Source organism: Sulfuracidifex metallicus DSM 6482 = JCM 9184 (genome assembly GCA_032834875.1).
In the GTDB taxonomy this organism is placed as follows: Archaea; Thermoproteota; Thermoprotei_A; order Sulfolobales; family Sulfolobaceae; genus Sulfuracidifex; species Sulfuracidifex metallicus.
In genome coordinates, this window is record CP135238.1 from 1,958,944 (window position 1) to 1,983,184 (window position 24,241).

A 24,241-nucleotide genomic window follows, 5' to 3' on the forward strand; every position below is an offset into this window, starting at 1 on the left:
GATAAGAAAAATATAGAAGAATATTTCTATTAAACTGTTGTTACTGCCTCAACCATCACTATGAAGAGGAAGAAGTTGAAGCTTGAGCTATATTATTATATACTCCATAAAATAATCTATTAAAGCCTAGAGCATAGATATCTCCAGTGGAACTGTCGTATTCTAGCACTAACATAGGAAGATACTGATTCGGATGCCCTATTACTGGCATGCCGTCTCTAGTTACGTCGTATTGAGAGTAATGATACGGACAGACCCCACAATGGGTATTTGGATCATATTGTACTGGTCCGCCCATGTGAACGCATACCGCACTATATCCTACTACATCTCCATTGGGGCCTACTCCTCCTATTGAAGGAGTTCCAGTTCGGACGATATATGCTGAATATCCCATGTACGTAACTGGCATTGGATTGCCAACTTGTAGTTGGCTATAATTTGCGACTTTCTGTTTTTGATAAGCCTGAACTGATGTAACTGGTTGAGTTACAGTTACCTTCTGAACCTCTGGCTTCACTACAGTCTTAGTTATCGACTGAGTCTCCAGCTTCGGAAACGCATTTCCACCTATAAGAATTCCCGCTGCTATTCCTGCTACTGCAGCAGCACCACCCACTACAACAGCTCTTCTATTCGGATCTACCTTGTCTTTGTCATTGCCCTTTGACATATTTATCGATTAAAATTAGTTATCTTTCTTAAAAAAGTGTTAATATATATGTTAGCCTATTCATATTTATTTTTCTTGTTTAAACAATATAATCGTGAAAAACTGTGTTTCATTTCCCCTTTGGATTTGCCATTCTTCCGTTCAAGGTAGTCATCGTAAGTCTACGAATGACCTTGTTTATATCTCTTAAGTTAAAGAGAAGAAGAGCTAGGGAAGCTATAGGTAAACCAAAATAACTGAAGGTGAAAAATATTGGCGAGGCTAAAATTGGGACAACACTTGAGAAAGTACCAGTTGAAACTGCTGCAACGTAAATTATAATAGAAGGTAATGAGAGGCAGCACGAGGTTCCAGATATCACCCCTAAAGAAGGAACTGCAGTAATGGTAATTAGGGATCTCTTTCTCTCCTTTATTAATTTTCTCAGTTCGATTATTCGCTGTACGTTTGCACCTATTAGAGTTGATAGAAGCAAACCTAAAAAGAGTGAATATGGCGTAACATCACTTTCGTAAGGACCTATGAAGGAAAAGAACGCGGGACTAAGACTTACCCAGTAAACGAATAAATATGGAGGCGTAGGGATGGAAGCTCCTACTCCGTAACCGAAGTAGGGAAAGAAGTTGAATCCACCTAGAATTAAGTTATAAAAAATTCCATATAATGTCACGTGGAAAAATAGATAAATTGAGAAAGGTACCCAATACGCTTTGGTCTTCTTAACGTCATTCCATACCATGTTTAAGAATTTATTGGGTATCAATAATGCAATCGCAGACCAAAAGAACAGAGATGAAGCGAAAGAAGCTGGCAACAAATCTGATCTATTAGAAATTGCATAGAAGACTAAGGACAAGATAATAAATGAAATCGGTAAGTAAACCTTCTTTCGCAGATCAAGCTTCATTACAAATAACCATTACATAAGGCTATTTTAGTTTTTATTCCTTAATTAATTAGCTAGAACTAGTAATCAGCTTAAAACTCATATTAAAAATGCTAAAAATTAAAGTGAGGAATAAATCCACTCTAGTTTGAATTAATATAGATACCTGATGGTTTTAGACTAGTTACACTATCTCTTTAATTAAATTATAAATAAAAAATTTTTTTCTTTAAAAAGGCTGTTATGAAAAGCTTATTAAGCATTAATAAAAGTTTTCTTTGATGGCAAAGTTTAGTACTCTGGAAGTAACTGTAGTTGTAATAGCAATAATTTTAGTAGCAGTAGCAGGATATTACATAGCAGTAAGAAGCTCACCTATAGACATAGGATCACATAGTACCACAGTAACAGGAATACCCATAACAGTAAGTGAAACGTCTACAAGTACAAGCTCAAGTACGACATCTACAAGCACGACAACAACGTCTACAACAACGTCTACTTCAATACCTTCAGGAGCTGTAATGTTGCCTTTCGACTCTTCAAATAAGACAGTATTCCTGAATTTGGTAGCATTAAGTACAGGGAATCCATACAACTTTAATGGGACTAGCAATGGACAACTTCACATATACATACCTGCAGGATGGACCGTAATAGCTACGTTCACTAATCAAGAAGGGCAAATACATAACTTGTTGATAGTCCAGAACACTACTGCTATACCAGGAGACGATGTAGGACAGGATGGAACAATAAAGCTATACGTGGGTGCTACATCTTCGACGTATTTGTATGACGGAATAAGCGGAGGGGCTAGTGCAAGCGGTTCAGTAGCGCTATCTCCAGGGATCTATTGGTTCTGCTGCGGATTTGAAGGTCACGCTGCCGCTGGAATGTGGGGGGTTATAGTAGTATCTTCCTCAGTAACTACTCCATATTATACTATATCATAATCTTTTTTATTTTTTAAGTTAAAAAACTTTCTTTCGGTAAGATTTTGTTTAAACTTAATCCATTTCTAAATATCTTCTTGAAAATCTAAGTTAAATATATATACTAGATTTTTTTAATTTTTATTGAAGTAAAATGAGTAGGATAGGCATTGCAGTTTTGGTGCTTATATTTGCAGGTACGGCATTTATGATAGGATTTCTAGCATATAACTTTCAAATGGTTACATACCCAATACCAACTCATAACAAAGCTGAAATACTAACTACTACCAGCATTGCTACAAGCAACGTCTCGCCTACCAAAGTATCTGCAAAAGATATGTTGCCTTTCGACTCTTCAAATAAGACAGTATTCCTGAATTTGGTAGCATTAAGTACAGGGAATCCATACAACTTTAATGGGACTAGCAATGGACAACTTCACATATACATACCTGCAGGATGGACCGTAATAGCTACGTTCACTAATCAAGAAGGGCAAATACATAACTTGTTGATAGTCCAGAACACTACTGCTATACCAGGAGACGATGTAGGACAGGATGGAACAATAAAGCTATACGTGGGTGCTACATCTTCGACGTATTTGTATGACGGAATAAGCGGAGGGGCTAGTGCAAGCGGTTCAGTAGCGCTATCTCCAGGGATCTATTGGTTCTGCTGCGGATTTGAAGGTCACGCTGCCGCTGGAATGTGGGGGGTTATAGTAGTATCTTCCTCAGTAACTACTCCATATTATACTATATCATAATCTTTTTTATTTTTTAAGTTAAAAAATTGTATATTATTTTATTCATCTAATGATATTCTTGATGATTCTTACATGCCATCTAGATGTCTATGTTATTTAAATAACTCTTTATATTACATTTAAGTTTAAATAAATATCATGTTCTATTGGATAATAATTAGCTCGTCAATTTTAAACCTATGATCCTTTTGGATGCATCGTAAACTTTAGATTAATAGTTAAAAATATAAAAAGATTTTTAAATGGCGAGTAATGTGATTAATATTGACACAAGATGATAGCTTTAGCCTCGGCTTCAACATGTGCGTCCGCAGGTAGCATTAGTTTCGAAGAGGGATTCGGCTTCTTACTTGCTGGGATAGCGATAGTGGCTGGAGTAGCGTTTTTCTTCTTAACACGAAAGAATGCAGTTTAATCATTCAAAAGTTTTTTTGATTTTTATTTCTTTATATTTTATTATGTTTTACTTAGAAAAGCTTTTAAACTTTATTATGTATTAATTCTTTTGACCTAAAGTGGAGTCTCATCGTGATTGGGAAAAGATCTGGTTCGTAGTGATGTTGGTCATAGTGGTGTTTTTCGTGGGCTGGTCTTATACATCAGTTATGACCGGAGATACAGCCACATATAGAGATGGACTTCCTCTAGCTAGCGGAGTTCCAAAACCACTTCCTAATGGTACAGTTGTGATCTACATGGAAGGAATTCAATGGGCTTGGTTACCACAGAACGCCACTGAAATTGTATATATGCCAAACGGAACGGAGGAAAATATCAGCGTGAATAGCATTATAACATACGTAAACGGATATCCTTTGATTAAGGTAGATCCACACCAACCCGTAGAGTTTATCTTGTACAGCAATAACGTAGTTCACGCATTTTACCTCAGATTACCTCACGGACCTCAAAACGTAAACGTTGTACCTGGAATTAACAGCTACTCATTCTTCTTTGCACCTTCAACTCCAGGGAACTATACCTTCCATTGCGCTGAATACTGTGGAGTAGGACATTCATACATGTACGGTTATTTAGAGGTGATGTAAAATGGTCAAGTTATATCCTAGATCTACGGTAGGAATAGCCTTACTTTACACTGCAGGGGGTCTGGCTTGGTTAGCAGCTATGGGATTAGCGGCAATGTGGTTCAGAACTATTTTACTCAACCCACATGTGAATACTAAAGCCGGATACGCAATAGCTCCTCTCTACTACTTTCTAGTTACCTTACACGGACAGGCAGCAATGATGATGATCGTGGAGGATATAGCGTTATCAGTCTTCGCCTATTCCCTCTACAAAAGCGGGATGTCGACGGTTCACAATAAGGTACTCACGGCTGCTTTCTGGCTAATTAACTTGCCAATGATTATCACGTTCATAGGAGGTCCTTTGCAAGGCTGGTACATGTATCCGCCGCTTGCCCTGCAGCTAGGTTCTTGGATCTTCTATGGCTCTTTCGCTCCCGCTTTAGCAGGTAAGCTGATTGGGCTTGCATACTTCATGATGTTCTTAAATGCTATGGGTGCCATAATAGCATCTTTAACGATTTTCTTAGATGCATATAAGACTAGACCACGTGAGGGGAAAATACCAGTATTCGCAGCTTATGGAATGGCATTTGGCGGTGCACTAATTTTCGTGACAGAGTTCGCCCTTGCAGCTGCAGAGCTATGGTATGTCCTTTACTTCTGGGCTTCGGTGCCGGTGAATCCATTAACTTGGGTGGTTTTGTTCTGGTTCTGGGGACATCCAGTAGTTTACTACGCTCCATTTACTGTATTCGGAGGACTATATTATCTCATTCCAAAATTCTCAGGAAGACCTCTATTTAGCGAAAAATGGGCACGTTACAACATCATCCTACTCTTTACCTTTAGCATGTTGACTTGGGTACACCATCTGCAAACATGGCTCTCCCAGTAGTTTTAAGGGCATTCATAACGCCTACAACTCTAATACTAGCAGCAGGATCTGGACTAACGGTTTTGAACTTAGGATTAACCATAGCTACGGGGAAGGGATACCAGTGGAAGAATCCTGTAGGTCTATCAGCGTTAGTTGCTTTAATAGGCTTCATACTAGCAGGTTTACAAGCTTTAATATTACCGCTGAACCCACTTAACGTAATAGTACATAACACTTACTACGTAGTAGGTCATTTCCACCTGATGATATGGACAATAATTGTGGTCGGCTACGTTTCTATATTACTTGATATGTTGACAACTAAGATGAACGGAGCTACCTTAACAAACCTTAGCTCTGGTATGATAAGTGGGGGCATAATAATGTGGACTATAGGTGCGTTCTTGCTGGGATATACTATGAGTTATGCTGGTTATGAGGGATTGATAAGAAGGTGGGTTGCATACCCAGTTAGGTTCCTTCCATACATGGATGCTATGACGTTCTTTGCGATAATCATGGGTGCAAGCTTCGTGATGTATGGATTACCAGTTCTATTTACATTATTAGGTGTAAAGACATCGCTGTTCTGGGAGACTTCAGGTCTGTCCGGAGTCTCCAATATGACCATATCAGGTGGTTCAGGTACATCGCCTACAATGTCGACCAAAGAAATTGACGCTACTGTCACTAAAGTAGATAAATCAAGTAAAAGCCAATTAGATAAAGACGTCAAAACTTGATGCTATAAAGACTAAATTAGTCTTAAAGTAGTTTTTTGAATTTTTTATTAAGTATTGATATAGATATTTAACTTCTTTTAGATTAGTATAATGATAAATTTTATAAGTCAATTTGATGATCCCATGAGATAACTAAGATAATGTTACTTTTAAGAAAACTTTTTAAACATTTTTTAACTTAAAATGATTATGTTACATTACAGTGGGGAAAGAACCACAGCTAAGAACCTTATACTGCCAGCAACGCTAATTATAGCATTCGTAAATCCTTTCACTGAGGCTCTTCAGTTCGTGAACCCTATTGTTTACATGTTAGATCATTATGCACTATACACGGCTGGAGCTATCTTGGGATATAAGTTCTTTAAGGGGACGCTATTGACGTTCCTGATTGGTTTAATTCCTGCAATAGCTTGGCACATACCTTACTTGTTTGCACTAGGTGCATCGTTCATCACTTTTAGAATTCTGTGTGAAGCGACCCTCTTCCTAGGAGGAGTACTAGCAGGCTCATTCATTAAGTCAATGTCATTAGGCCTGAAAGTTACATTCCTAGGTCTCTATATGCTAGCGGATTCCTTTCTCAGTATTTTTTTTATTCTAGAGTATCCCCAATATTCAAACGTTGACTATCCATTTCTATCTTGGACTCCTTCAGCTTTACCTATGGTAGGGATAACAATGTTCATAGTAATGAATATTGTGCTCATTTACTCCATCGTCAAGATAATGCAGAATGCTATGATTTTTTAATTTTCTATACTTTATTAAATAAAATCAATTAAATTATTTATATTAAACAAACTATACATTTTTATTAAAACATATATATTAAGCTTTTTAAATGACTAAACCTCGTTTAATACTTGAGAAAGCTATGTCATCCTCAAATAGTTCATCAAACAGCTCTACAACTTCACCGGTTCAGAATTCTAGAATTCCACTTCCGCCACCAGACGCTGAAATATATCATGCTACTTGTAGGTTCTGTAACGTCGGGTGTGGCTATGATATATTCGTATTCCCAACGTATAAGGAAGGAGGTCCAGCCAAAGGGCAGAACGCAGTCGTATACAATATGAATGACGAAGTATTTAACAGAAACCTTGTAAATTATCAAGCTGACTATACTAGCCCCGTAATTCCTTTGGGTGCGAATTACGGTACGCCGTGGATAGGGGAGTCCATGGTCTCTAAAACGATTAAGTTCAACCCTAAGACCAATAACTGGGAACCCGTATATATTCTTGAAGTGCCGAGTTCTGAGTGCCCAGTAAATGAGGGAAACTACTCTACTAGAGGTGGAAAGAATGCATTGAGGAACTGGAGCCCTTTCAACGATAATGCTGCTGGTTTCAAGGTTTTCTCAACAAGGATACAGACTCCCCTAATAAGATGGAACGGGAGTCTTCAACCAGTTGGATGGAGTTATGCTATTGATGTAGCAGCTAGGATCGCAAAATATTACATGGATAATGAGACAGTCAACTATCCTAGTCCAGTGGGGCCAGCAGCCACACAGATATTAGCAATTAGAGCAGATCACGGAGGAGGGCAAGGAGGAGGAGTATTCAGTAACTTAATGCCAGGCTTGTTCATTCATATGGGATTAGCTACACCATTCGTGAGATTCCACTATCAGGTTGCATTCTCCTTTACTCAAGATGCATTAGAGGAGGCTACGAATGGAAATGGAACTGATACTGCAAGTATGCTTGATATAAGCATATCCGATGTTCTTGTTCTATGGGGAATAAACGAATATGCTACGTCTACCGTTAACCTAATACAGCACATATTCGACAACATCGGAGGGGCAACCTTGGACAGGAAGAAACAATGGTTCGATCCAGGAGAGCCTGTTGCTCCAGGTAACATAATAATAGTTGAAGCAAGACCTTCTGAAACAGTTCATGCCGTGGCAGCTAAATTGAACGTGAGTATACAAGATGCAATGAATGGAAACAGCGATCAGTTCCTTTACGTCCAAGTTAACCCAGGTACTGATTCTGAACTGGCAAATGCTGTAGCAGCATACATATATTACACCTACCCAGATGTAATAAGTCACTTCATCAACATGTATCAATCTGCTAGCTCTAACGGCTTTAATTTCAATCAAACAACTTATAAATATTACACTGAATACCTGCAGTCAAAGACACTAAGCGAATGGCTATCAGAAGCATCTTCAATAACTGGAGTACCTCAGAATATTATACAGAAGATGGGCGATATGTTGGCTAAACCAAAGATGGGAAGCAACGGCAATACTTACTACAATAGAGTACTTGTAGAGTTTGAAAAGGGAATAATATGGTCTGGTAATTACACACCTATTTATGCTGTAGCCAACCTTGGAATCATTACCGGAGCCCTATCTGGAAGGCCAGGCTGTGGAGTTTCTACGGGATTTGGCCACCAGAGAGGTGCAGCTTTCCCCATACCTCCACCACCTCCATGGCAGAGCAACTTAAGCCAAGGGAGGCAATTCTTCATCTCGATGCACACATACGTGCCAGCTCAGATACAGTCAAATGGACAGACAGTAACCGGGACTGCCATCGTTGAATTCATAAAGAACTTCTATAGCCAATACACTTCAAGTGGAATTCCACAGATATATCAGTACAACCCAATCATAGATTACCTGATCTACAGTGGATACGGAAAGATGCTTTGGATGTTTACTGCGAATCCATATAAACAGACCATGAGCGGAGAGAAGCTTAGCCAAGTCATAGACAACAGATCACACTTATTACAACAATGCGTAGAGCAAACTGCAGGACTAGGCATTCCATCCTCGTCGTCAGGTGCTGGAACTTCTCCCAACTATGATACTTCCGCAGTAGGTGCTACATTACCTAACTTCCCTACCTCTGAACAATACGCTAATGCTGTTATATCCTGCTTAAGCGGAACTAATAGCGTATCTGGAGCGCTATTCGTAGTTGGCAACGATATCTTCCTAGAACAGAATGACCTCTTAAAGCATGCTGCTCATTTGATACTACCTTCAGCCTCTAACCATGGAGAGACTTACGAGATAAGATGGGACGGACATGACAGAAGGCTTAGACTAGACGATGTCTATCACTCTCCCTTAGGTATGTCAATGCCTGACGTATGGATCTACGCAATGATTGCGTATGATATCTATCAGATGTATGTAGCGGAAGGGAATCAGAACTCACCTCAAGCTCAAAGGCTATATACAGCATTTAATCAGATATGGAGCTATCTCAGTAGCAACATGTCTACCAATTCCGCACCTCTATCTCTATCTGCCCTCTCCAGCTATTCAGAGAACTATTACGACTATAACTGGTTTAATATTTACAATAGTCTCTGGAACTACTATGTAGCTAATGGACCTTCAAACTTCTCGAAATGGCCATACGGATATGTAGTGCCACACTGGACTCCATGGTGGGGATCAATTGACCTAAATGACTTAAAGATGGCTAGAACTGTGGGAGTTCAACTTCCCATTCTTGGCAAGACAACCAACTCGGACGGCAGTTTTACTATGTATGGTCTGGTGAACTATGCAGAGCCTCTGATTGCAGGAAAAGCTAGAGTAGAAATGGTAACGGTTGATCCTAACAAAAGCATCACGGTGGGTAACACTAGCCTACCGCTTATAACTAGGCAAGTACAATACATGGATAACAGTCAGTTACAGTCTACCCTTGGAATTACTCTTAGCGACTTAGCGAATTACGTGATAAACGGATTCAATCCCTTCCCCACTCCATATGTAGGCATATTCGGCTATGCTGCATCGCTTCAGGGCAAGTATAAGTATTGGGCTAACAACGGAAGATGGAACATAATATTCCAGTCAGGATGGGTTGACTACCAGATTCCAGATATATTAAGGAGAGTTCCTCAGCCCATTATCATGATGAACGCCCAGGACGCATCTAATGAAGGTTTGCAAAATGGAGATATAATTCAAGCTTACAATGATTATGGTTCTTTAGACGGAATAGTTTGGATCTCAAACACTGTTCCTCCAGGACAATTATTCATTGCAATGGCATATGAAGTGAAACCAGGCGCAAATCAAACTACAACAGTAACAGTGGATCCAGTTACAGCTAATCAAATGGTAAAATGGTCATGGGTAAACATACAGAAGATAGGGACCTTACCACCTGAACAGAAACAGACTATAACTTTTGCACCCGTGCAATTCCAGATTCCATCATCAGGATCAAGCTAAAGATTTTTTATCTTGTCTTCTTCTATATCATTCTTTCTATCTATTTTTAGTAATTGAAGCGTATGAATATGACGTTTACTCTCTGCGTTAAGTTTTAATAATGAACCTTTATTTTCGTTATCTAGTATTCTAATCTCTTACCTTCATCGCTGATTCAATACCATTTATCATAATATAAATTCCCTTAAATATAACCTTAAAATAATAAATTGAGGTTAACTCAATTGCATTTTTCACAAAAAACTTCTCTTTTTCCTTTTAAATATCACACCTCTTTCATTTTCCTGCTTTTTAAAGATTTAGACTAATATTAAACTAATTTATACAAGAAAAATAAATGGACTTTTCTGGTTGTAATAATTAGCAAAATGTTATAATTTCCTCGTCCTCTATGTTACTTATGAAAGCATTGAACAAAGATCAAGTCAAATTAAGCAATCTCATAGCTCCCATAGTCTTGATAGCACTTGCTGTGAACCCATACACTGAGATTCAGGAAAGCCATCTAGAGTTCCTCTTCATGTTAAGCCATTACGCCCTCTTCATAGGTGGGTTCCTCCTTGCGTACAAACTGCTAAAGCTACCCTCCATCTCAGTGCTTGGCGGCATATTCCTAGCTGTTCTCTGGCACATTCCTTACTTCTTCGCCCTTGCAGCTGCATTTCCCGTGTTTAGGGCTTTAAACGACACCACTTTAATTATTGGAGGCATAATGGCTGGAGGATCCCTCAGTTCGCTAAATAATGGATTTAAGCTTTCCCTTTTGGTTGCATGGATGGGGGCAGACACAGTACTAGCAATTCTACTTCTAGCAGGATGGCCTCCTTATTCTAACATAATTTATCCTTTCTCTCCCTTCCCTGAATCACAGGAGTTCTTAACGGGGCTTTCCATGTTCTTCGTAATGTTCGTAATATTCCTGATAGCTATAGCTAACTTCTTGAGGACAACGTTCAAGCTAATGTGAAAGTTAAAAAACTACTACTTATTAAAAATTAATTATTATTTATGCCATAAAAAAGAATCCTTTTCATTGAACTTGCAATTTGGGAAAAACAGTTTAAATCTGTCACTTTAAGAGTGTTTAGGTGATATGAAATGAATACGCTTTGGTTTAGATGGATCTTAGCAATCTTATCATCATTATGGGCTGGAGTCCATTTAGTCTTAACACACGCCGTATTACCAAAAACCCTACAGCTACAATGGTGTATGAGACATTCTTCGGTTTCACTGCAGCCCTAGCGATTGTTGCATCAGTACTACTCATACAAGGTACTAGGTATTCCTACCCACTGATTACTATATTTTACGTTATAGACTTCGTCCTTTTGGCAGAAACTAGATTTGGACCAGCTCTATTCATAGGAAAGAAATTACCCTTCAACTCTTATGTAGAGATTTCCCTTATTCTAGACGTGATTCTAGCTTTAGGTACCATTGGATTATGGTTTATAGAGAGAAGAAACACAAAAACCATATCGAAGGAGACTGTAGAGCAAAATCAGCCAAGCCATAAATAAAGAGGAACTTTTTTATTAGGTTGTAAAAAAGACCTTTTTCTTTAAATGAAAAGGAAATTATTTTAGTTTTTTGTCTCTAATTCCTACCAATGTTTATTTGGTCACTTAAAAGTAAAGATATATCTTAACGCAAGGCTTTTATTGACAAGTATATCATACCCTCATATGTTTGACAAACTGGGAACGTTCGAGGCATCTAAATGGTATGTCGTGGTGGCGATCTGGATTTTGATAGTTATAATAGCAGCTCCATTTACGTCCCTTTTCTTTCACTCTGTTTCAAATCAAATTACAATATCTATTCCTGGAAGCACCGCACAACAAGCCCAACAAATAGTCTCAAAGGACTTTCATATAGGAGGAGCATCTTCAGCATCTGCTCTTCTTTTTATACAAGGTAACATAAGTCAATACTCTGGTTTCTTTGCAAACTTCACTAAATATGGAAATGCATCAATCTCAGATTTCTTTACTATAGAGAAAGGAATTTTAAATTCGTCAATAACTAAAGGGTTGAACGCTACAGAAAGCCTAGCTAAGACTTTCAAAAATATTTCCTCCCAAGAAATTCAAACTGAAGGAAAGCTAAACTATACTTATACAAACCTGACTGCTAAGATTAATGGATTAGAGAAACTTAATAGTTCGGCATCTGAAGTTGAGTCCAAATTCGTCAACGTATCCTCAGCTCTTAACTCCACTTCAAAGAAGCTGGAAGCACTTCACCAAGAAGGACTAGGTTTAGAAAGGAACTTCACATACCTGAAAGGAAACGAGACTGAGTTAAACTCTACGATTGAGACTTTAAGTAAACTTGAATACGGAGTACCTCTAACTTTCCTCAAAGTTTGGGAGAATGCTTACAACGAGACTAAAAGCGTAAACTTAGCTGACGGCATAGCTTTCATGAAGACATATCAAGGAGTCAACGGAACTGCAAGACAATACTTTGTTAACTTCGATAGTGACTGGAACTCCTCCTTCAGAGTTGGAGATAATCCTTACCTTGTTGCGTTGAATTTGATACCTGAAGCAGTTAATCAAACGTTCTCCAACACTAAAGAGTACAACCTGGCCATAAGTATATCGAAGTCCTTTAACTTCTCCGATTTCCAGAACGTAACCACCATTCAGGACTTCGTAGCAAATCTATTCAATCAAACCTATCACGTACCTATCTATATTGCGAAATCACTTTTAATTGAATCGCCAGAAAACGTTACCTTGAAAATACTTCATCAGAAGACGAACATAAGCTATCCCATACTAATGCAAACGTTAAGTTCAGAGAATTTCACTGGAATAGCGGCACAAATACTGGAAAGCAAAGTTAACGCCTCTGGATCGCGGTTCATAGAACAAGTTTACCTTCATTTGAATTACACGCCTTTACAATTTGCAATTTCATATCTATCCTCAGTTTCTAACGTCTCTCCAACTATAGTTAAAGAAGTATTAACTTCTAACTCCACGGGTCTAATTTTTCTGATATCTAATGAGGCGTCAAACAAGACCGGAATTCCTTCATGGTTCTACGTTTCATTACTGAGGTACAAGGATTTAAATAACCTCACCGCATACCTATTCTCTAGCCACCTCAATAAGTTAGATTCCTTGCTTTCTAAATTCAACATGACAACGAAGCAGTTAGCTGAAGAATTGTTGAATTCTTCCCAAGATTATCCATTAGCCGCAAGCCTAATATCACGTTCGTTCAGTAACGCATCCCCTGAGCTATCAGTAAACGTTACTTTGCTTTACAAGTATCTATTGAAAGGAGTTAAGGAAAACGCTACGCCTGCATCAATAGTTTATTCAGCAATAGTTTCAAACAAATTCCCAGTAGAGCCCGTAGAGAGAGTTAAGGACCAACTCTACAATGGATCTTACTTACTAGTTGCAATTTCTGGGAACGTTACATATAAGGAAACACAGGAAATACAACAGTACGTTCAGTCTCATATGCCTTCTTTCACAGGTAAGATATACCTTACTGGAAGTAAGCCGGTGTCTCACGTAATAGGAAATATTGGAGCTTCAGCCTTTGCAATAGCTATACCAGTTGGGATTGCGTTAGCTATTATACTCACTGGAATTTACTTTAGAAGCATAATTGCTGCTTTAGTACCACTCACTATATATTTAGCTGCTTATGTTGTTGCCTCAGATGTAATTTATTTAATTGTAATAAAGACCTTGGGCATAACTGTTGACTTCTTAACTCCAAGCCAAGTTCTGCTTTTAGCCTTAGGACTTGGTACAGATTACGTTGTATTCATGGCGAGCCGCTATATAGAGGAAAGGGAGAAAGGACTAGAAAAGAATGACGCCGTAATAGAGACCGTTAAATGGGGAGGAAAGGCAGTCACAATCACTGCTTTCGTAGTAGCACTATCTTTCCTGTTCATCTACATCTACAACGTTCCGTTCTTCTCAGACACTGCAATAGCTGAAATGTTAGCTGTTATAGTGATTTGGTTAACTTCTATCACGCTATTCCCATCCCTCCTTGCAGCTGTAGGAGACAAGCTTTTCTTCCCTAGAAAAATAAGGGAAAAGAAGGAAAAGGAAGTCAAGGGCAAGTACAGCAATGCCGGAGTTAAGGCAGGGATAGTAGTAGCAATAGTTGTTATTTCAGTGATAGCAGCAATGGGAACTCCTCTAACGTTTAACATACTTGGTCTCTTGCCTTCCTCACCCGCTACTGAAGGAATAAACGTTCTAAGTCAAACCTTAACTACGTCTAACGTGTTCCCAATATGCGTCGTTATACCGGGAAACTTCAGTTATTCAACTGCATATGCGATATACGAGAACTTGTCTAACATACCAGGGGTTACTGCGGTACAGAGCCCGGTGTCTCCTGATGGTTTCCTGGTTAACCAGAGTTCCTTGAAGAATTACAATTATACTGAATATATATCTCATGGATACATGCTTTTCGTAGTAAACCAAAAATATCCTCCGTTCTCCAACAATGCGTTCCAAGTAGTCCACGACGTAATTCAGAAGGTTGGAAAGAGTGGTTACGTTGGAGGTGGGCCGGTTGATTCTTATAATATTCTCAATTTCGTTAACACAGATTTCTTTACTATTGTAGCATTAATTTCCATCACAATGTATATAATACTTGTGATAATAACTAGATCTTTCCCAATTGCTGGAATAATATTATTTACAATACTTTCAGCTGTTGCAATAACATTGGCTGTGGAACGGGTAATATTTGAAAGTGTTGGGATATTTGCCGTGATACCGCTTATACTTGTAGCCATAATAATAGGAATAGGAATGGACTACAACATATTCCTAGTTGCGAGAATACATGAGGAGCTTGAAAAGGGTCTCACAATGGAAGAGGCTGTCCATACTACTGTAAAAAGAATAGGAACTACGATTGCATTTCTAGGACTAATATTTGCAGGAACTTTAGGTTCTTTAATGCTAGTTCGTGCGGCAATACTCCAGGAAATTGGCTTTGCGCTAGCTGTGGCGGCAGTTTTAGAGACTACCCTACTTTGGAGGTATTTGGCTCCCTCTCTCATAGTCTTAGTTTACAGGAAACTGAAAAGCAGACCTAAAATGATAGTGTGAAACACTCTGACCTTAAGAACAGCGGCTTTCCCCCAGGATAATTAGATTTACATCTAGCTTTTCTTTACATTAACAACATTAATGTATGCACTATACATTTTTCCTTAAAAAGTGTGAATTACAGATAAGAATGATTTTTTAGTTGTCGTCTATTATATAACTCTATGACCGACTATGATGTAATAGTTCTAGGTGCTGGAGGAGCTGGTTATACAGCAGCCTTTGAAACCTCTAGAGGAGGTATGAAGGTTCTAATGTTGGATCCAAAATTCGTCTTAGGAGGGAACTGCCTCTATGAGGGATGCATACCTTCTAAGACCTACTGGTTAGGTGCATCCTTTATAGAAAAGAGCAAAAAGTTACCTTTCTTGAACGCAAAAGTTTCCTTTGAGAAATTAGTCGAATGGAAAGATTTAGTTCAGGAAAACCGCTTCATTCAACACAATCAAGAGGTGAAAGAGCATGAAAACGTAACTTTCCTCGGAAAGGAGGGAGTCATGCTAGACGCTAACCATGTAAAAGTTGAAGACAGAACATACAGCACTAAGTACGTTGTAATAGCAACCGGAGCAGATCCTTTCGTTCCAAAGGGATTTGAGGATGGAATAACTACACATGAACTCCTTATGCCTAAGACGAAAATAAGGAATGTTCCCGAGAAGTTCGGAATAGTAGGAGGAGGTTACATAGGAGTAGAGATCTCCTCAATGTTTGCTAAGTTTGGGTCGAAAGTCACACTATTTGCATCTCACCTGCTTAACGTATCTCAAGAGATTCAAGACTTGCTAGAAAGGAGACTCAAAGAAAACGGAGTAGAAATAGTGAAGGAAAGAGCTATAGGAGTTAAGAAAACCGAGGACGGAAGGAAGAAGGTTATCACTGAGAAAGGAGAGAGGACTTTCGATGAAGTATTAGTGGCGACTGGAAGAAGACCTAACGTCAAAGGAGTTAACGGCGTAGTTCCATTAGGAAAAAAGGGAGAGGTAGAAGTAACTCATGGAATGGCTACTACTACTGAAAACATCTTCGCTCCAGGAGATATTAACGGCAGATTCATGCTGTTTCATGTTGCGGTTTTAGAGGGATGGGTAACTGCACAAAATATCTTAGAAGGAGGAAGGGAGGTGGTAGAGATGGACTATCATGCTGTTCCTTTTGCAGTGTATAGTGATCCTCAAGTAGCATGGACTGGAATGTGGAGAGAGGATGCCATAAAAGCAGGATTTGAAGTTGAGGTTAGAAGGTTCGATCTAAGCAAAGACTCTAGGGCTCAAATAGAGGGAGAAGCCGAGGGATGGATCGACGTGATAATAGAAAAGGGAAGTCAAAGAATACTTGGGGCACAAATAGTTGGACAAGACGCTGACATGCTAATTGGAGAGCTATCCTTGGCAGTGGGGCAAAGAATGACTACATACGAGATGGCAAGGTTAAGTCAACCTCATCCAACACAGCTAGAAGACATAACTTCGTTAATGAGAAAAGCTATGATTGTAAAGAGAGGATAATACTATACTAAAGAGATTGAATTTAGGGAAGAAAAAGTAAGGAAAGAAGAGAAGTAGGAAAAAAAGAGAGAAATAACAACTTATGTAAAAAATCTCATTAAAGCTTGTGAAGGTTCTATGTCCAATAGCATTAGCATGATTGAAGCCACAGCAGTAGGCCTTGGTGCTATAATTGGAGCTGGGATATTCGTACTCTCAGGGGCAGCAATATCCCTTGCAGGGTCATATTCCATAATAGCTTTTCTTTTCATTGGCTTTCTCAGCGTTCTAATAGCTATGTCCTTGGGAGAATTGACTACAATGTTTCCACATGAGAAAGGATCAACTTATTCCTACGTTTTCAAGGCTTTCGGCCATGAGTTAGGACTCCTAACTGGCATTATGGTTTACTTTAGCTTCTCAACCTCTATAGCGGCCATAGCTGAGGGGTTCGGGTCTTACCTTTCATCGACCTTAGGGGATCCCGCACTTACTTTAATCTTTGCATCAATGTTGATTGCCGTGTTAACTGGAGTTAATTTGATCGGCATCCAGAAGGCAGCCCAGGCTGATCTAGTATTAGTAATGATAAAATTATCGATACTCTCCCTCTTCATAGCTTTCGCAATTGTTTATGCCTCTTCTCATTTCTCGCTTTCACACTTTCAGTCCACCCAATCTCAAAGTTCTATTCTTCCATTTTTTTCGTCTAGCATAGCAATTTTCTTCGCATATACAGGCTTTCAGGTAATAACTTCATTCGCTGATGATGTAAAAGGAGGACCTAAAAATGCAGCTAAAGCAGTGGTACTTTCTGTTCTTATCAGTATGATCTTTTACGTTATGGTAGCCTTATCCATGATATTCCTAGTCCCAGTTAAGGAATTCAATGTAAACGCTGATCCGCTTTCTTTCGCCCTAGCTTATTCCCATGCACCAGCCTGGATACACATAGCAGTAGACGTAGGAGGTATGATAGCAACCACGTCTGCTACTCTAGCTATGATTCTAGCTTCTGGAAGGACTCTGTATCAGATATCCGTTGATATGAAACTACCCAAGTTCTTATCTAAATATAACGAGAAAAAGGACGTAGCTCCTGTTGCTACCTTAATCTCATCTACGATAGCCTTCATTACCTTTTTTGCGGGCAACGTTTACGTAATAGCTTCAATAAGTAACTTTGGGCTTATGTTCTCTTTTATAATGAGTAACCTAGCCTTACTGCACTTCAGAAGAAAAGGGATGAGTGGAAGTTATAGAATGCCAATGTTTCCTTTTACGATCGCAGCATCTACGCTCATGTTGATCTCGTTGATCCTTGGCTTTCCTAGGGAGGCTTTAACTATAAACATTATAATTATTATTTTAGTCCTATTAGTTTCTTATATTCTGAAGGATATGAGAGAAAAGGAAATTGTACGTCAGATAAAACCGTAGACATGAGGTGGAATTACATGATGGCTAGTTAGCATATTATGTACTTTTTATATAAAGGGAAATAATATAGCCAACTGTATAGAAAGATTTAAAGGTATTGGTCAAAGAGAAAAGCTCGGGTGCATCAGATGGAAGAACGATACTGAAAGCAGTGAACTTAGGCTTCCTTTACGAGAACCAGTACAAGGTATTTCACCACATAAATATTGACGTTCCAGAGAGAAGGTTCGTTTCCATAACAGGACCATCTGGAGTTGGAAAGTCTACCCTATTAAGAAATTTAGGAGGATTCGTTGCCCCTTCTGAAGGGGAGGTTCTACTCCTGGGTAAGAAGGTGGTAAGACCTACTCCAAAGATATCGCTAATACATCAATCCATAGTGACTTTCCCTTGGATGACTGCACTTGAGAACGTGGCCCTTTCAGTAAAGAGCGTGAAGAAGGTAAGTCAAGAGGAAGCTGAGAAAATAGCTAGGAGGATGCTTGAATTAGTAGGACTTAGAGGATTCGAGGACTTCTACCCAAAGGAGATGAGCGGAGGTATGAGACAGAGAATAGCCATAGCTAGAGCCCTGGCTGTAGATCCCGTTGTTCTACTTATGGACGAGCCTTTCAGTCATCTAGATGAGCTAACCGCAGAGGGATTGAGAAATGAAGTATACAATATATTATTTAATGAGGAAAGTAGCCTCAACAGTGTCGTAATGGTTTCACATAACTTGAAGGAAATCGTAGAGTTATCAGACATAGTATATGTTATGAACGGTAGGCCTGCAGAGATAGTAGGTGAAATATACATTGATTTACCCAGACCTAGAAAACAGGATGATCATAGATTCTCAGAATACATGGACAAGCTGTTCTCTTTGTTAACTCCAATCCCTGTGAAAGGTGAAAAGAAGTGATAAATCCCTACCTTCTAGCTACATTAGGGACTCTTGCAACTACTGGTAGAGTCCTTGGCTTGATTCTCTTCTCCATAATCTCCGGATGGTTTCTGGCTTATGCTACTGTGAAGAGCAAAACGTTTGAGAACATATATATACCCCTAATTGAGGTACTAGAATCTGTCCCAGTTTTCTCCTTCTTTCCGATAGTATTACTCTTCTTCGTGTTGGATATAGGAGGACCTCTGGGGGTGGAATTAGCAGCTGATTTCCTGGTGTTTACTGCAGTAGTATGGAACATTTGGATGGGAGAGTATCAAGCCTTTAAGACTGTTCCTAGCGAGATGCTGGAAGTAGTCGAAAATTATAGAATGGGCTTATTTGCTAAGTTAAAGAACGTTTATATACCTTTCTCAATGCCCAGAATAGCCGCGAACTTGTTACCAAGCTTTTCCGATGGGATGTTTTACATAACGGTCAGCGAGGTATTCTCGGTTGGAGTTCACACATATCAAACCTTTGGTATAGGCGCTGTGATAACTCAGTTCATGAATGAGAACGACCTTTACTTGGTTGGAATTTCCCTCTTAATCCTAGGTATTACCACTACAATTATAGTATTTCTACTTAGGGAGTTCTCAAACTACGCCGTAGCGAAGTATGGGCTTGACAACAACATACCGATATCTAGAAAAGGTAGAATACACTTTGGCGGATCTGCTAGAATAATAAATACACTCTCTCCAGCGAAGAGGCTGTCCATGTACGTTAACAGGTTACAATACACAAAACCAGACGACGATGAATACGACAAGGAGGAAAAGGGTAAGTCATGGATAAAATACGTAGGTGCGATAATAGGAATATTCTTACTTGGATTCATAATTTATGGTGCATATGGCATTATAAATTCTGTAAGCGGATCCACTTGGTCTTCACTGTTCTCACAAACGCCTTCTATATTGATAGGTCTAGGTTATGATTACGTTAGAGTTGGCTTGATAACGGGGTTAGCTTTCCTTTTATCAATAACCTTGGGATATTATTTAGCAATACACAACTTGGCAGATAGAATATTTATACCGATAATACAAGCTTTCAGTGCTTTCCCAGCCCCAGCGTATTTCCCATTTCTCTTCGGCTTCCTTTATGGCTACGTAAATTTCCTAGGTCCCTTCAGGAACGAGTTCTTCATAATACTCCTGGGATTCATTAGCACTTTCTATTATGTATTCTTCAGCTTCTGGATGGGAGTTAAGGCATTGCCTGCAGAATACTGGGAAGTAATGCAGAACTATAACATGAGTTACTGGACTAAGATGAGGAAGATTATACTGCCAGGCACGATGCCATACTTGGTAGCAGGGATATCTTCAACAGTAAACAGTGCATGGGGAGGACTTGCAATAGGTGAGTATTGGCCTGATATTTACAACAATTATAGCCTTGTGGCAACTCACGGTATAATGTCAATAATAGACAAAGCTACGGCAAGCGGAAATATAGCACTAGGATCATGGGCTTCTTTCTTATTTGCAATTATCGTAGTGATATATGCCCTTCTATTTACCAGAAATCTAATGGAGATAGCAAGGAAGAAATACGTAGCAGAGGAAGGGATTTACGCTGCCTAAGGTTCAAATATGTACGTGAAGCCTCTAGGACATTTCCTAATTTTGAATTCAACTTTCCCATTCTCCCCTTGTTTCTCCTCAACCAGGCTTTTGTTATCTTCCATCATAACGTTCTGAGTTACAAACATCTTTATGCTGTCCTTGCCCTTAAAGATAACATCGATTATCTTATCAAGCTCACAGTATACACATAGATTCCTACAATTTGATTTAATTTTCATTTCTACTTCAATAACAGTTCCAGCATTTATGGCTCTAGATGTCTTGATAACTATTTCCCCCACCTTCTTTTCAACAGTGTCTATGGCAAGTTTTAACCCATTGACCTTAACTTTCACATGATCGAACTGAACTTCCTCGTTGCATAAAGGTATTAAAATAAGATCAGTATCCCTGATAACACATTTTCTTGACTTATAAAATAATGTTCCCTTTTCATAGTTAAGGGATATTTTAGTGAAAAAATTATATAATGATACCTTATTATCTATAACAATATAGATATTTCCATGCTTCTTCAAAACTCTGTTTTTAAGCAAAAAGTTTATGTAGGCACTATTAAACCTCCTTGGATTTACGCTAAATGAATTTAAGGCTTGGCTTAGCTCCTCACACTGATCTTCCATATTTAAAATAATTAAACACTTATTTTTATATATTATTATTAAAAGTTTTTAATACTTAAACGTTAAAGACTATGTAATTACAGAATTAGTTTTTTATATTGAGAATTACTTTTTAACCTGAATGGGCAATCAATGTAGAGAACTTAGACAATGTATAAAGAAAATCAGCAGTGGAAATGAATGTAATAGCAATACACTCAAGCTTTTAACTGATTTAAGAGTTCTAGATTTCGATAAATTAACACCCTTCTCAAATTTCCTAATGTGCGAAAGTGAGCTATTGATTGATGTTGACATTCAAGGTAATGTCACAAGAACGGTAAAGTCCACGGCTATCGCTTTAAGGGAAATAAAGACTAGGGAAAGAATAATAGAATATGTTAAGCTTAAAAATGATGCCGTTTTGAACATATCAATAGACCCAAAAATTAAGATTAAATCCTATTATAGAAAGAAATGTAAAATAGACAGTAAAAAAAGATCAGTGAAAGCGGAAATATTATAGTAAGGCTGAGGTTCAACTACGAGCCTCCGTTGGAGGCCGGAGATGTTGAGGAATATTCCTTTACAAAAATGGATCTAAATCTACATAGAATGTTCAGAGAAAACGACGAGGAAGAAACTGTTGAATTAGAGGGCTTCAAAATAATAGAACCGACGCTGTTTGCTAGAATAACTGTTAGATTTCCTTTAAATTATCCTCTGAAGGAAGAAAAATACGTACTAGGGGTTTTTTCTACCTCACCAACAATGAACGCTTGGAACAATTACGTAGTTATGAACGTCCCAGTTGAGAAAACTTGCGAAGGCGATAAGCTAATCCTTACCTCTGAATTAAGGAAACCTGTATTTCCAGCCACTTACGCTGTAGCATGGAGAATACCAACAAGGGAAGAGTTCGAAAGATATCTTAGTTCGAGGAAAAAACAGGAAAATTAATTTAAATAAATATTATATGAATAAGATATGGAGTGTTGTCCATGGTTAAAGTTCTGTTCTTAATATATTCAAAGGAAATGCTGGAAAGTGCAATAACCATAGCCCTTAACTCATACAAGAACAAGAGATATGAAGACGTCAAAGTAATTTTCCTGGGAGAAGCGGTCAAGAATCTTATAACATTAAGTCAAGAGGCTTCCACAAACTTGGAGGAATTGTCTATGGCAGGCGTTATTGACTCAGTATGTTTTTACTCCGCAGATAAGGCAGGAATAAAGGACGATATTGTTGACAAGGGAATAACCTTAGCTCCTATAGGAGAAAGAATGGCTAAGTATATCAATTCTGGTTATACCGTATTAACTTTCTAGATAATCCTTTCTTATAATAAATTAAACTACTAGATTAATCTATTTAGGTAATGAACTAGATACATGAGAAATAGCGAAAATCTTTTTAGAGTAAAATGAGACTTTTATTTATGTTAGAGTATGTTAACGACATTGAAGATTGCGTTCAGGATCTTTTGAACACACTCGGCGTAGAGAGAAAACACGAAATTAACATGCAAATAGTTCAAGATATAAGCAGATACATCTCTAGGATGTTCCATGATGAGTCAAAGGTTTTCGCCATTGTTGGAAATATGTCTAGAAAGGATCTCGTTGATAACGCAAGGCAAGTTTTAGAGAGAATGTATCCTTCAACTACAGTGTATGAGTTTTTTTCATTTAAAATAAAGCCAGAAAAAATAATAATTTTCTACTGAGTTTAGGAAATAGAGAAGAAAAATATGCCCTTCTTTAGCTCAAAATAAATATAGCTAAGAAGCTTTTCTTCTATGGAAAAGAAACTTTACAACCACACTGAGCTGAAGATCCAGGGCGCCCTGGATCTAATTCACAGCGGAAAAATCAAGGAAGGAATTGATATGTTGATCGAAGTATACAAGGAAACTAACAGAGAAGATGTACTGAGTTTTATAATGCAGTATGCCCCTGAAAGGTTGCATGAAGCTACAGGAGAAGAGTACGCCATAACGTCTGCGATGTATTTTGCAGATAATAAAAGATACAATCTTTGTATGAAAATATTAGAAGATTTACAGGATGATTTAGCTACCGAAGCCAGAATTAACTGCTTCCTGAAGGCTAACGAAATCAACCTAGCATGGGCTGAGGCTCAGAAATTAAATGATCCTTCAACTAGAAAGGTTGGCGAAGGCATAATTTATTCTTGGTTGGGAAAGAAGGATGAGGCTGAAAAACTTTTTCGTGAAGCTATGGAACTCAACCCAAAGAATCAAGAGGCTTTAATCAACTTGGCTGTGATGGAAATAGAAAGGGGCAATTATAAAGAAAGTCTGAATTTATTGAATGATGTTGAGGTTATTCCCGACGAGATTGCTCTGGAACTTTGTGACAAATTAAATGATGGCATTTCCTTACAAAAAATAGGTGAAAAATGGAAAAAAATTGAACCTGAAAGAGTTGAAGCTAGCCTCTGTTTAAGCAAAGCCTACGACTTGCAGGAAGATTACGGCAAAGCTTTAGATTTATTGAAAGGAATTGAAGATTGGAGAACTTACCTCTTCAGTGGAGTAATAAAGGAAAAAAAGGGAGATTTGGAAGGAGCTTTTCAAGATCTCTCTAAATCAGAAATGTTATGTAGACATAGCCAATCTGAAGTCACTTTCGAGATAGCTTTAGTTTTACAAAAAATGAAAAAAGATAAAGATGCGTTGGATAAGGCTAGGGAAGCAATGATAAAGGCTAAGAATTCTAAGAACGGCTTAATTCAGGCTTTGTCTTGTGCTCTAATATACAAAATCACAGGTAAAATGGAATGCGGAAAGGGAATCATATGTTCCAATTTTAACCTAATAAAAGAGAAAATAGGAGAATTAAACAACTTAAAATGTTAAATTTATTAGAATGTCCTGTTTTCAAATCAAAGGAAAA

20 protein-coding genes and 2 pseudogenes are annotated in these 24,241 nt (G+C 38.3%); 19 read left to right on the top strand and 3 right to left on the bottom strand.

Translation table 11 applies throughout. The annotated features are described in order from the left end of the window. Positions 1–58: 58 nt before the first annotated feature. Together RQ359_RS10595 and RQ359_RS10600 are read right to left on the bottom strand one after the other, a co-directional pair. Positions 59–673, bottom strand: coding sequence for an arsenate reductase (azurin) small subunit (locus RQ359_RS10595; RefSeq protein ID WP_054838531.1), 615 nt, complete (start codon positions 671–673; stop codon positions 59–61). Between the two features lie 109 nt (positions 674–782). Then, complete coding sequence (locus RQ359_RS10600) at positions 783–1,580, bottom strand: hypothetical protein (RefSeq protein WP_457921201.1); 798 nt, start codon at positions 1,578–1,580, stop codon at positions 783–785. Between the two features lie 260 nt (positions 1,581–1,840). Here RQ359_RS10600 and RQ359_RS10605 point away from each other — a divergent pair, with 260 nt between their 5' ends. From RQ359_RS10605 to RQ359_RS10670, 14 genes and pseudogenes are all read left to right on the top strand, one after another. Beyond that, entirely contained in the window at positions 1,841–2,515 is a 675-nt protein-coding gene (locus RQ359_RS10605; protein ID WP_156016503.1) for a sulfocyanin, read from the top strand. 133 nt (positions 2,516–2,648) lie between these two features. Next, complete coding sequence (locus RQ359_RS10610) at positions 2,649–3,266, top strand: sulfocyanin (RefSeq protein ID WP_054838534.1); 618 nt, start codon at positions 2,649–2,651, stop codon at positions 3,264–3,266. Positions 3,267–3,540: 274 nt separating this feature from the next. Next, entirely contained in the window at positions 3,541–3,681 is a 141-nt protein-coding gene (locus RQ359_RS10615; RefSeq protein WP_156016502.1) for an LPXTG cell wall anchor domain-containing protein, read from the top strand. A 100-nt stretch (positions 3,682–3,781) separates the two neighbouring features. Further along, positions 3,782–4,315, top strand: a complete 534-nt coding sequence (gene soxA, locus RQ359_RS10620; protein WP_338116972.1) for a proton pump complex quinol oxidase subunit SoxA — start codon at positions 3,782–3,784, stop codon at positions 4,313–4,315. Between the two features lie 94 nt (positions 4,316–4,409). Next, positions 4,410–5,920, top strand: a pseudogene (gene soxB, locus RQ359_RS10625) (proton pump complex quinol oxidase subunit SoxB). 189 nt (positions 5,921–6,109) lie between these two features. Next, entirely contained in the window at positions 6,110–6,673 is a 564-nt protein-coding gene (locus tag RQ359_RS10630) for a DUF1404 domain-containing protein (RefSeq protein ID WP_206338977.1), read from the top strand. Between the two features lie 91 nt (positions 6,674–6,764). Further along, positions 6,765–10,151, top strand: coding sequence for a molybdopterin dinucleotide binding domain-containing protein (locus RQ359_RS10635; protein WP_256202001.1), 3,387 nt, complete (start codon positions 6,765–6,767; stop codon positions 10,149–10,151). Positions 10,152–10,551: 400 nt separating this feature from the next. Next, the gene (locus tag RQ359_RS10640) at positions 10,552–11,118 is read left to right on the top strand and encodes a DUF1404 domain-containing protein (RefSeq protein WP_083476965.1); all 567 of its coding nucleotides are present in this window, start codon (positions 10,552–10,554) and stop codon (positions 11,116–11,118) included. 131 nt (positions 11,119–11,249) lie between these two features. Continuing rightward, positions 11,250–11,674, top strand: a pseudogene (locus RQ359_RS10645) (hypothetical protein). A gap of 165 nt (positions 11,675–11,839) precedes the next feature. Continuing rightward, on the top strand, positions 11,840–15,268 hold the full coding sequence (locus RQ359_RS10650; RefSeq protein ID WP_156016499.1) for an MMPL family transporter: 3,429 nt from the start codon (positions 11,840–11,842) through the stop codon (positions 15,266–15,268). A gap of 164 nt (positions 15,269–15,432) precedes the next feature. Further along, positions 15,433–16,776: a dihydrolipoyl dehydrogenase gene (locus RQ359_RS10655; RefSeq protein ID WP_156016498.1), complete on the top strand. Its 1,344-nt coding sequence runs from the start codon at positions 15,433–15,435 to the stop codon at positions 16,774–16,776. A gap of 117 nt (positions 16,777–16,893) precedes the next feature. After that, complete coding sequence (locus RQ359_RS10660) at positions 16,894–18,195, top strand: APC family permease (protein WP_156016497.1); 1,302 nt, start codon at positions 16,894–16,896, stop codon at positions 18,193–18,195. A gap of 205 nt (positions 18,196–18,400) precedes the next feature. Continuing rightward, on the top strand, positions 18,401–19,099 hold the full coding sequence (locus RQ359_RS10665; protein WP_157042994.1) for an ABC transporter ATP-binding protein: 699 nt from the start codon (positions 18,401–18,403) through the stop codon (positions 19,097–19,099). Further along, complete coding sequence (locus tag RQ359_RS10670; protein WP_338117029.1) at positions 19,099–20,715, top strand: ABC transporter permease subunit; 1,617 nt, start codon at positions 19,099–19,101, stop codon at positions 20,713–20,715. Before RQ359_RS10665 ends, RQ359_RS10670 begins: the two co-directional genes overlap by 1 nt. On the opposite strand, the gene RQ359_RS10675 is transcribed toward RQ359_RS10670, so the two are convergent. Continuing rightward, positions 20,712–21,341: a hypothetical protein gene (locus tag RQ359_RS10675; RefSeq protein WP_054838541.1), complete on the bottom strand. Its 630-nt coding sequence runs from the start codon at positions 21,339–21,341 to the stop codon at positions 20,712–20,714. The genes RQ359_RS10670 and RQ359_RS10675 overlap by 4 nt on opposite strands. A gap of 121 nt (positions 21,342–21,462) precedes the next feature. On the opposite strand from RQ359_RS10675, the gene RQ359_RS10680 reads away from it, so the two are divergent. The 5 genes from RQ359_RS10680 (at position 21,463) to RQ359_RS10700 (ending at position 24,204) form a co-directional block, all read left to right on the top strand. Continuing rightward, positions 21,463–21,846 carry a hypothetical protein gene (locus RQ359_RS10680; RefSeq protein ID WP_457921202.1) on the top strand — a complete coding sequence of 128 codons (384 nt, stop codon included), beginning with the start codon at positions 21,463–21,465 and terminating at the stop codon, positions 21,844–21,846. Positions 21,847–21,875: 29 nt separating this feature from the next. After that, positions 21,876–22,280, top strand: a complete 405-nt coding sequence (locus RQ359_RS10685; protein ID WP_457921203.1) for a hypothetical protein — start codon at positions 21,876–21,878, stop codon at positions 22,278–22,280. A gap of 41 nt (positions 22,281–22,321) precedes the next feature. Further along, positions 22,322–22,651 carry a DsrE family protein gene (locus tag RQ359_RS10690; RefSeq protein WP_054838544.1) on the top strand — a complete coding sequence of 110 codons (330 nt, stop codon included), beginning with the start codon at positions 22,322–22,324 and terminating at the stop codon, positions 22,649–22,651. Between the two features lie 110 nt (positions 22,652–22,761). Continuing rightward, positions 22,762–23,049: a hypothetical protein gene (locus tag RQ359_RS10695; protein ID WP_156016495.1), complete on the top strand. Its 288-nt coding sequence runs from the start codon at positions 22,762–22,764 to the stop codon at positions 23,047–23,049. 72 nt (positions 23,050–23,121) lie between these two features. After that, complete coding sequence (locus tag RQ359_RS10700; RefSeq protein WP_156016494.1) at positions 23,122–24,204, top strand: tetratricopeptide repeat protein; 1,083 nt, start codon at positions 23,122–23,124, stop codon at positions 24,202–24,204. Positions 24,205–24,241 lie beyond the last annotated feature (37 nt).

Coding starts and splice junctions, on each gene's coding strand:
- RQ359_RS10595 (WP_054838531.1), bottom strand. CDS start 673: ATGTCAAAGGGCAATGACAAAGACAAGGTAGATCCGAATAGAAGAGCT.
- RQ359_RS10600 (WP_457921201.1), bottom strand. CDS start 1,580: ATGAAGCTTGATCTGCGAAAGAAGGTTTACTTACCGATTTCATTTATT.
- RQ359_RS10605 (WP_156016503.1), top strand. CDS start 1,841: ATGGCAAAGTTTAGTACTCTGGAAGTAACTGTAGTTGTAATAGCAATA.
- RQ359_RS10610 (WP_054838534.1), top strand. CDS start 2,649: ATGAGTAGGATAGGCATTGCAGTTTTGGTGCTTATATTTGCAGGTACG.
- RQ359_RS10615 (WP_156016502.1), top strand. CDS start 3,541: ATGATAGCTTTAGCCTCGGCTTCAACATGTGCGTCCGCAGGTAGCATT.
- RQ359_RS10630 (WP_206338977.1), top strand. CDS start 6,110: ATGTTACATTACAGTGGGGAAAGAACCACAGCTAAGAACCTTATACTG.
- RQ359_RS10635 (WP_256202001.1), top strand. CDS start 6,765: ATGACTAAACCTCGTTTAATACTTGAGAAAGCTATGTCATCCTCAAAT.
- RQ359_RS10640 (WP_083476965.1), top strand. CDS start 10,552: ATGAAAGCATTGAACAAAGATCAAGTCAAATTAAGCAATCTCATAGCT.
- RQ359_RS10650 (WP_156016499.1), top strand. CDS start 11,840: ATGTTTGACAAACTGGGAACGTTCGAGGCATCTAAATGGTATGTCGTG.
- RQ359_RS10655 (WP_156016498.1), top strand. CDS start 15,433: ATGACCGACTATGATGTAATAGTTCTAGGTGCTGGAGGAGCTGGTTAT.
- RQ359_RS10660 (WP_156016497.1), top strand. CDS start 16,894: ATGTCCAATAGCATTAGCATGATTGAAGCCACAGCAGTAGGCCTTGGT.
- RQ359_RS10675 (WP_054838541.1), bottom strand. CDS start 21,341: ATGGAAGATCAGTGTGAGGAGCTAAGCCAAGCCTTAAATTCATTTAGC.
- RQ359_RS10680 (WP_457921202.1), top strand. CDS start 21,463: ATGGGCAATCAATGTAGAGAACTTAGACAATGTATAAAGAAAATCAGC.
- RQ359_RS10690 (WP_054838544.1), top strand. CDS start 22,322: ATGGTTAAAGTTCTGTTCTTAATATATTCAAAGGAAATGCTGGAAAGT.
- RQ359_RS10695 (WP_156016495.1), top strand. CDS start 22,762: ATGTTAGAGTATGTTAACGACATTGAAGATTGCGTTCAGGATCTTTTG.
- RQ359_RS10700 (WP_156016494.1), top strand. CDS start 23,122: ATGGAAAAGAAACTTTACAACCACACTGAGCTGAAGATCCAGGGCGCC.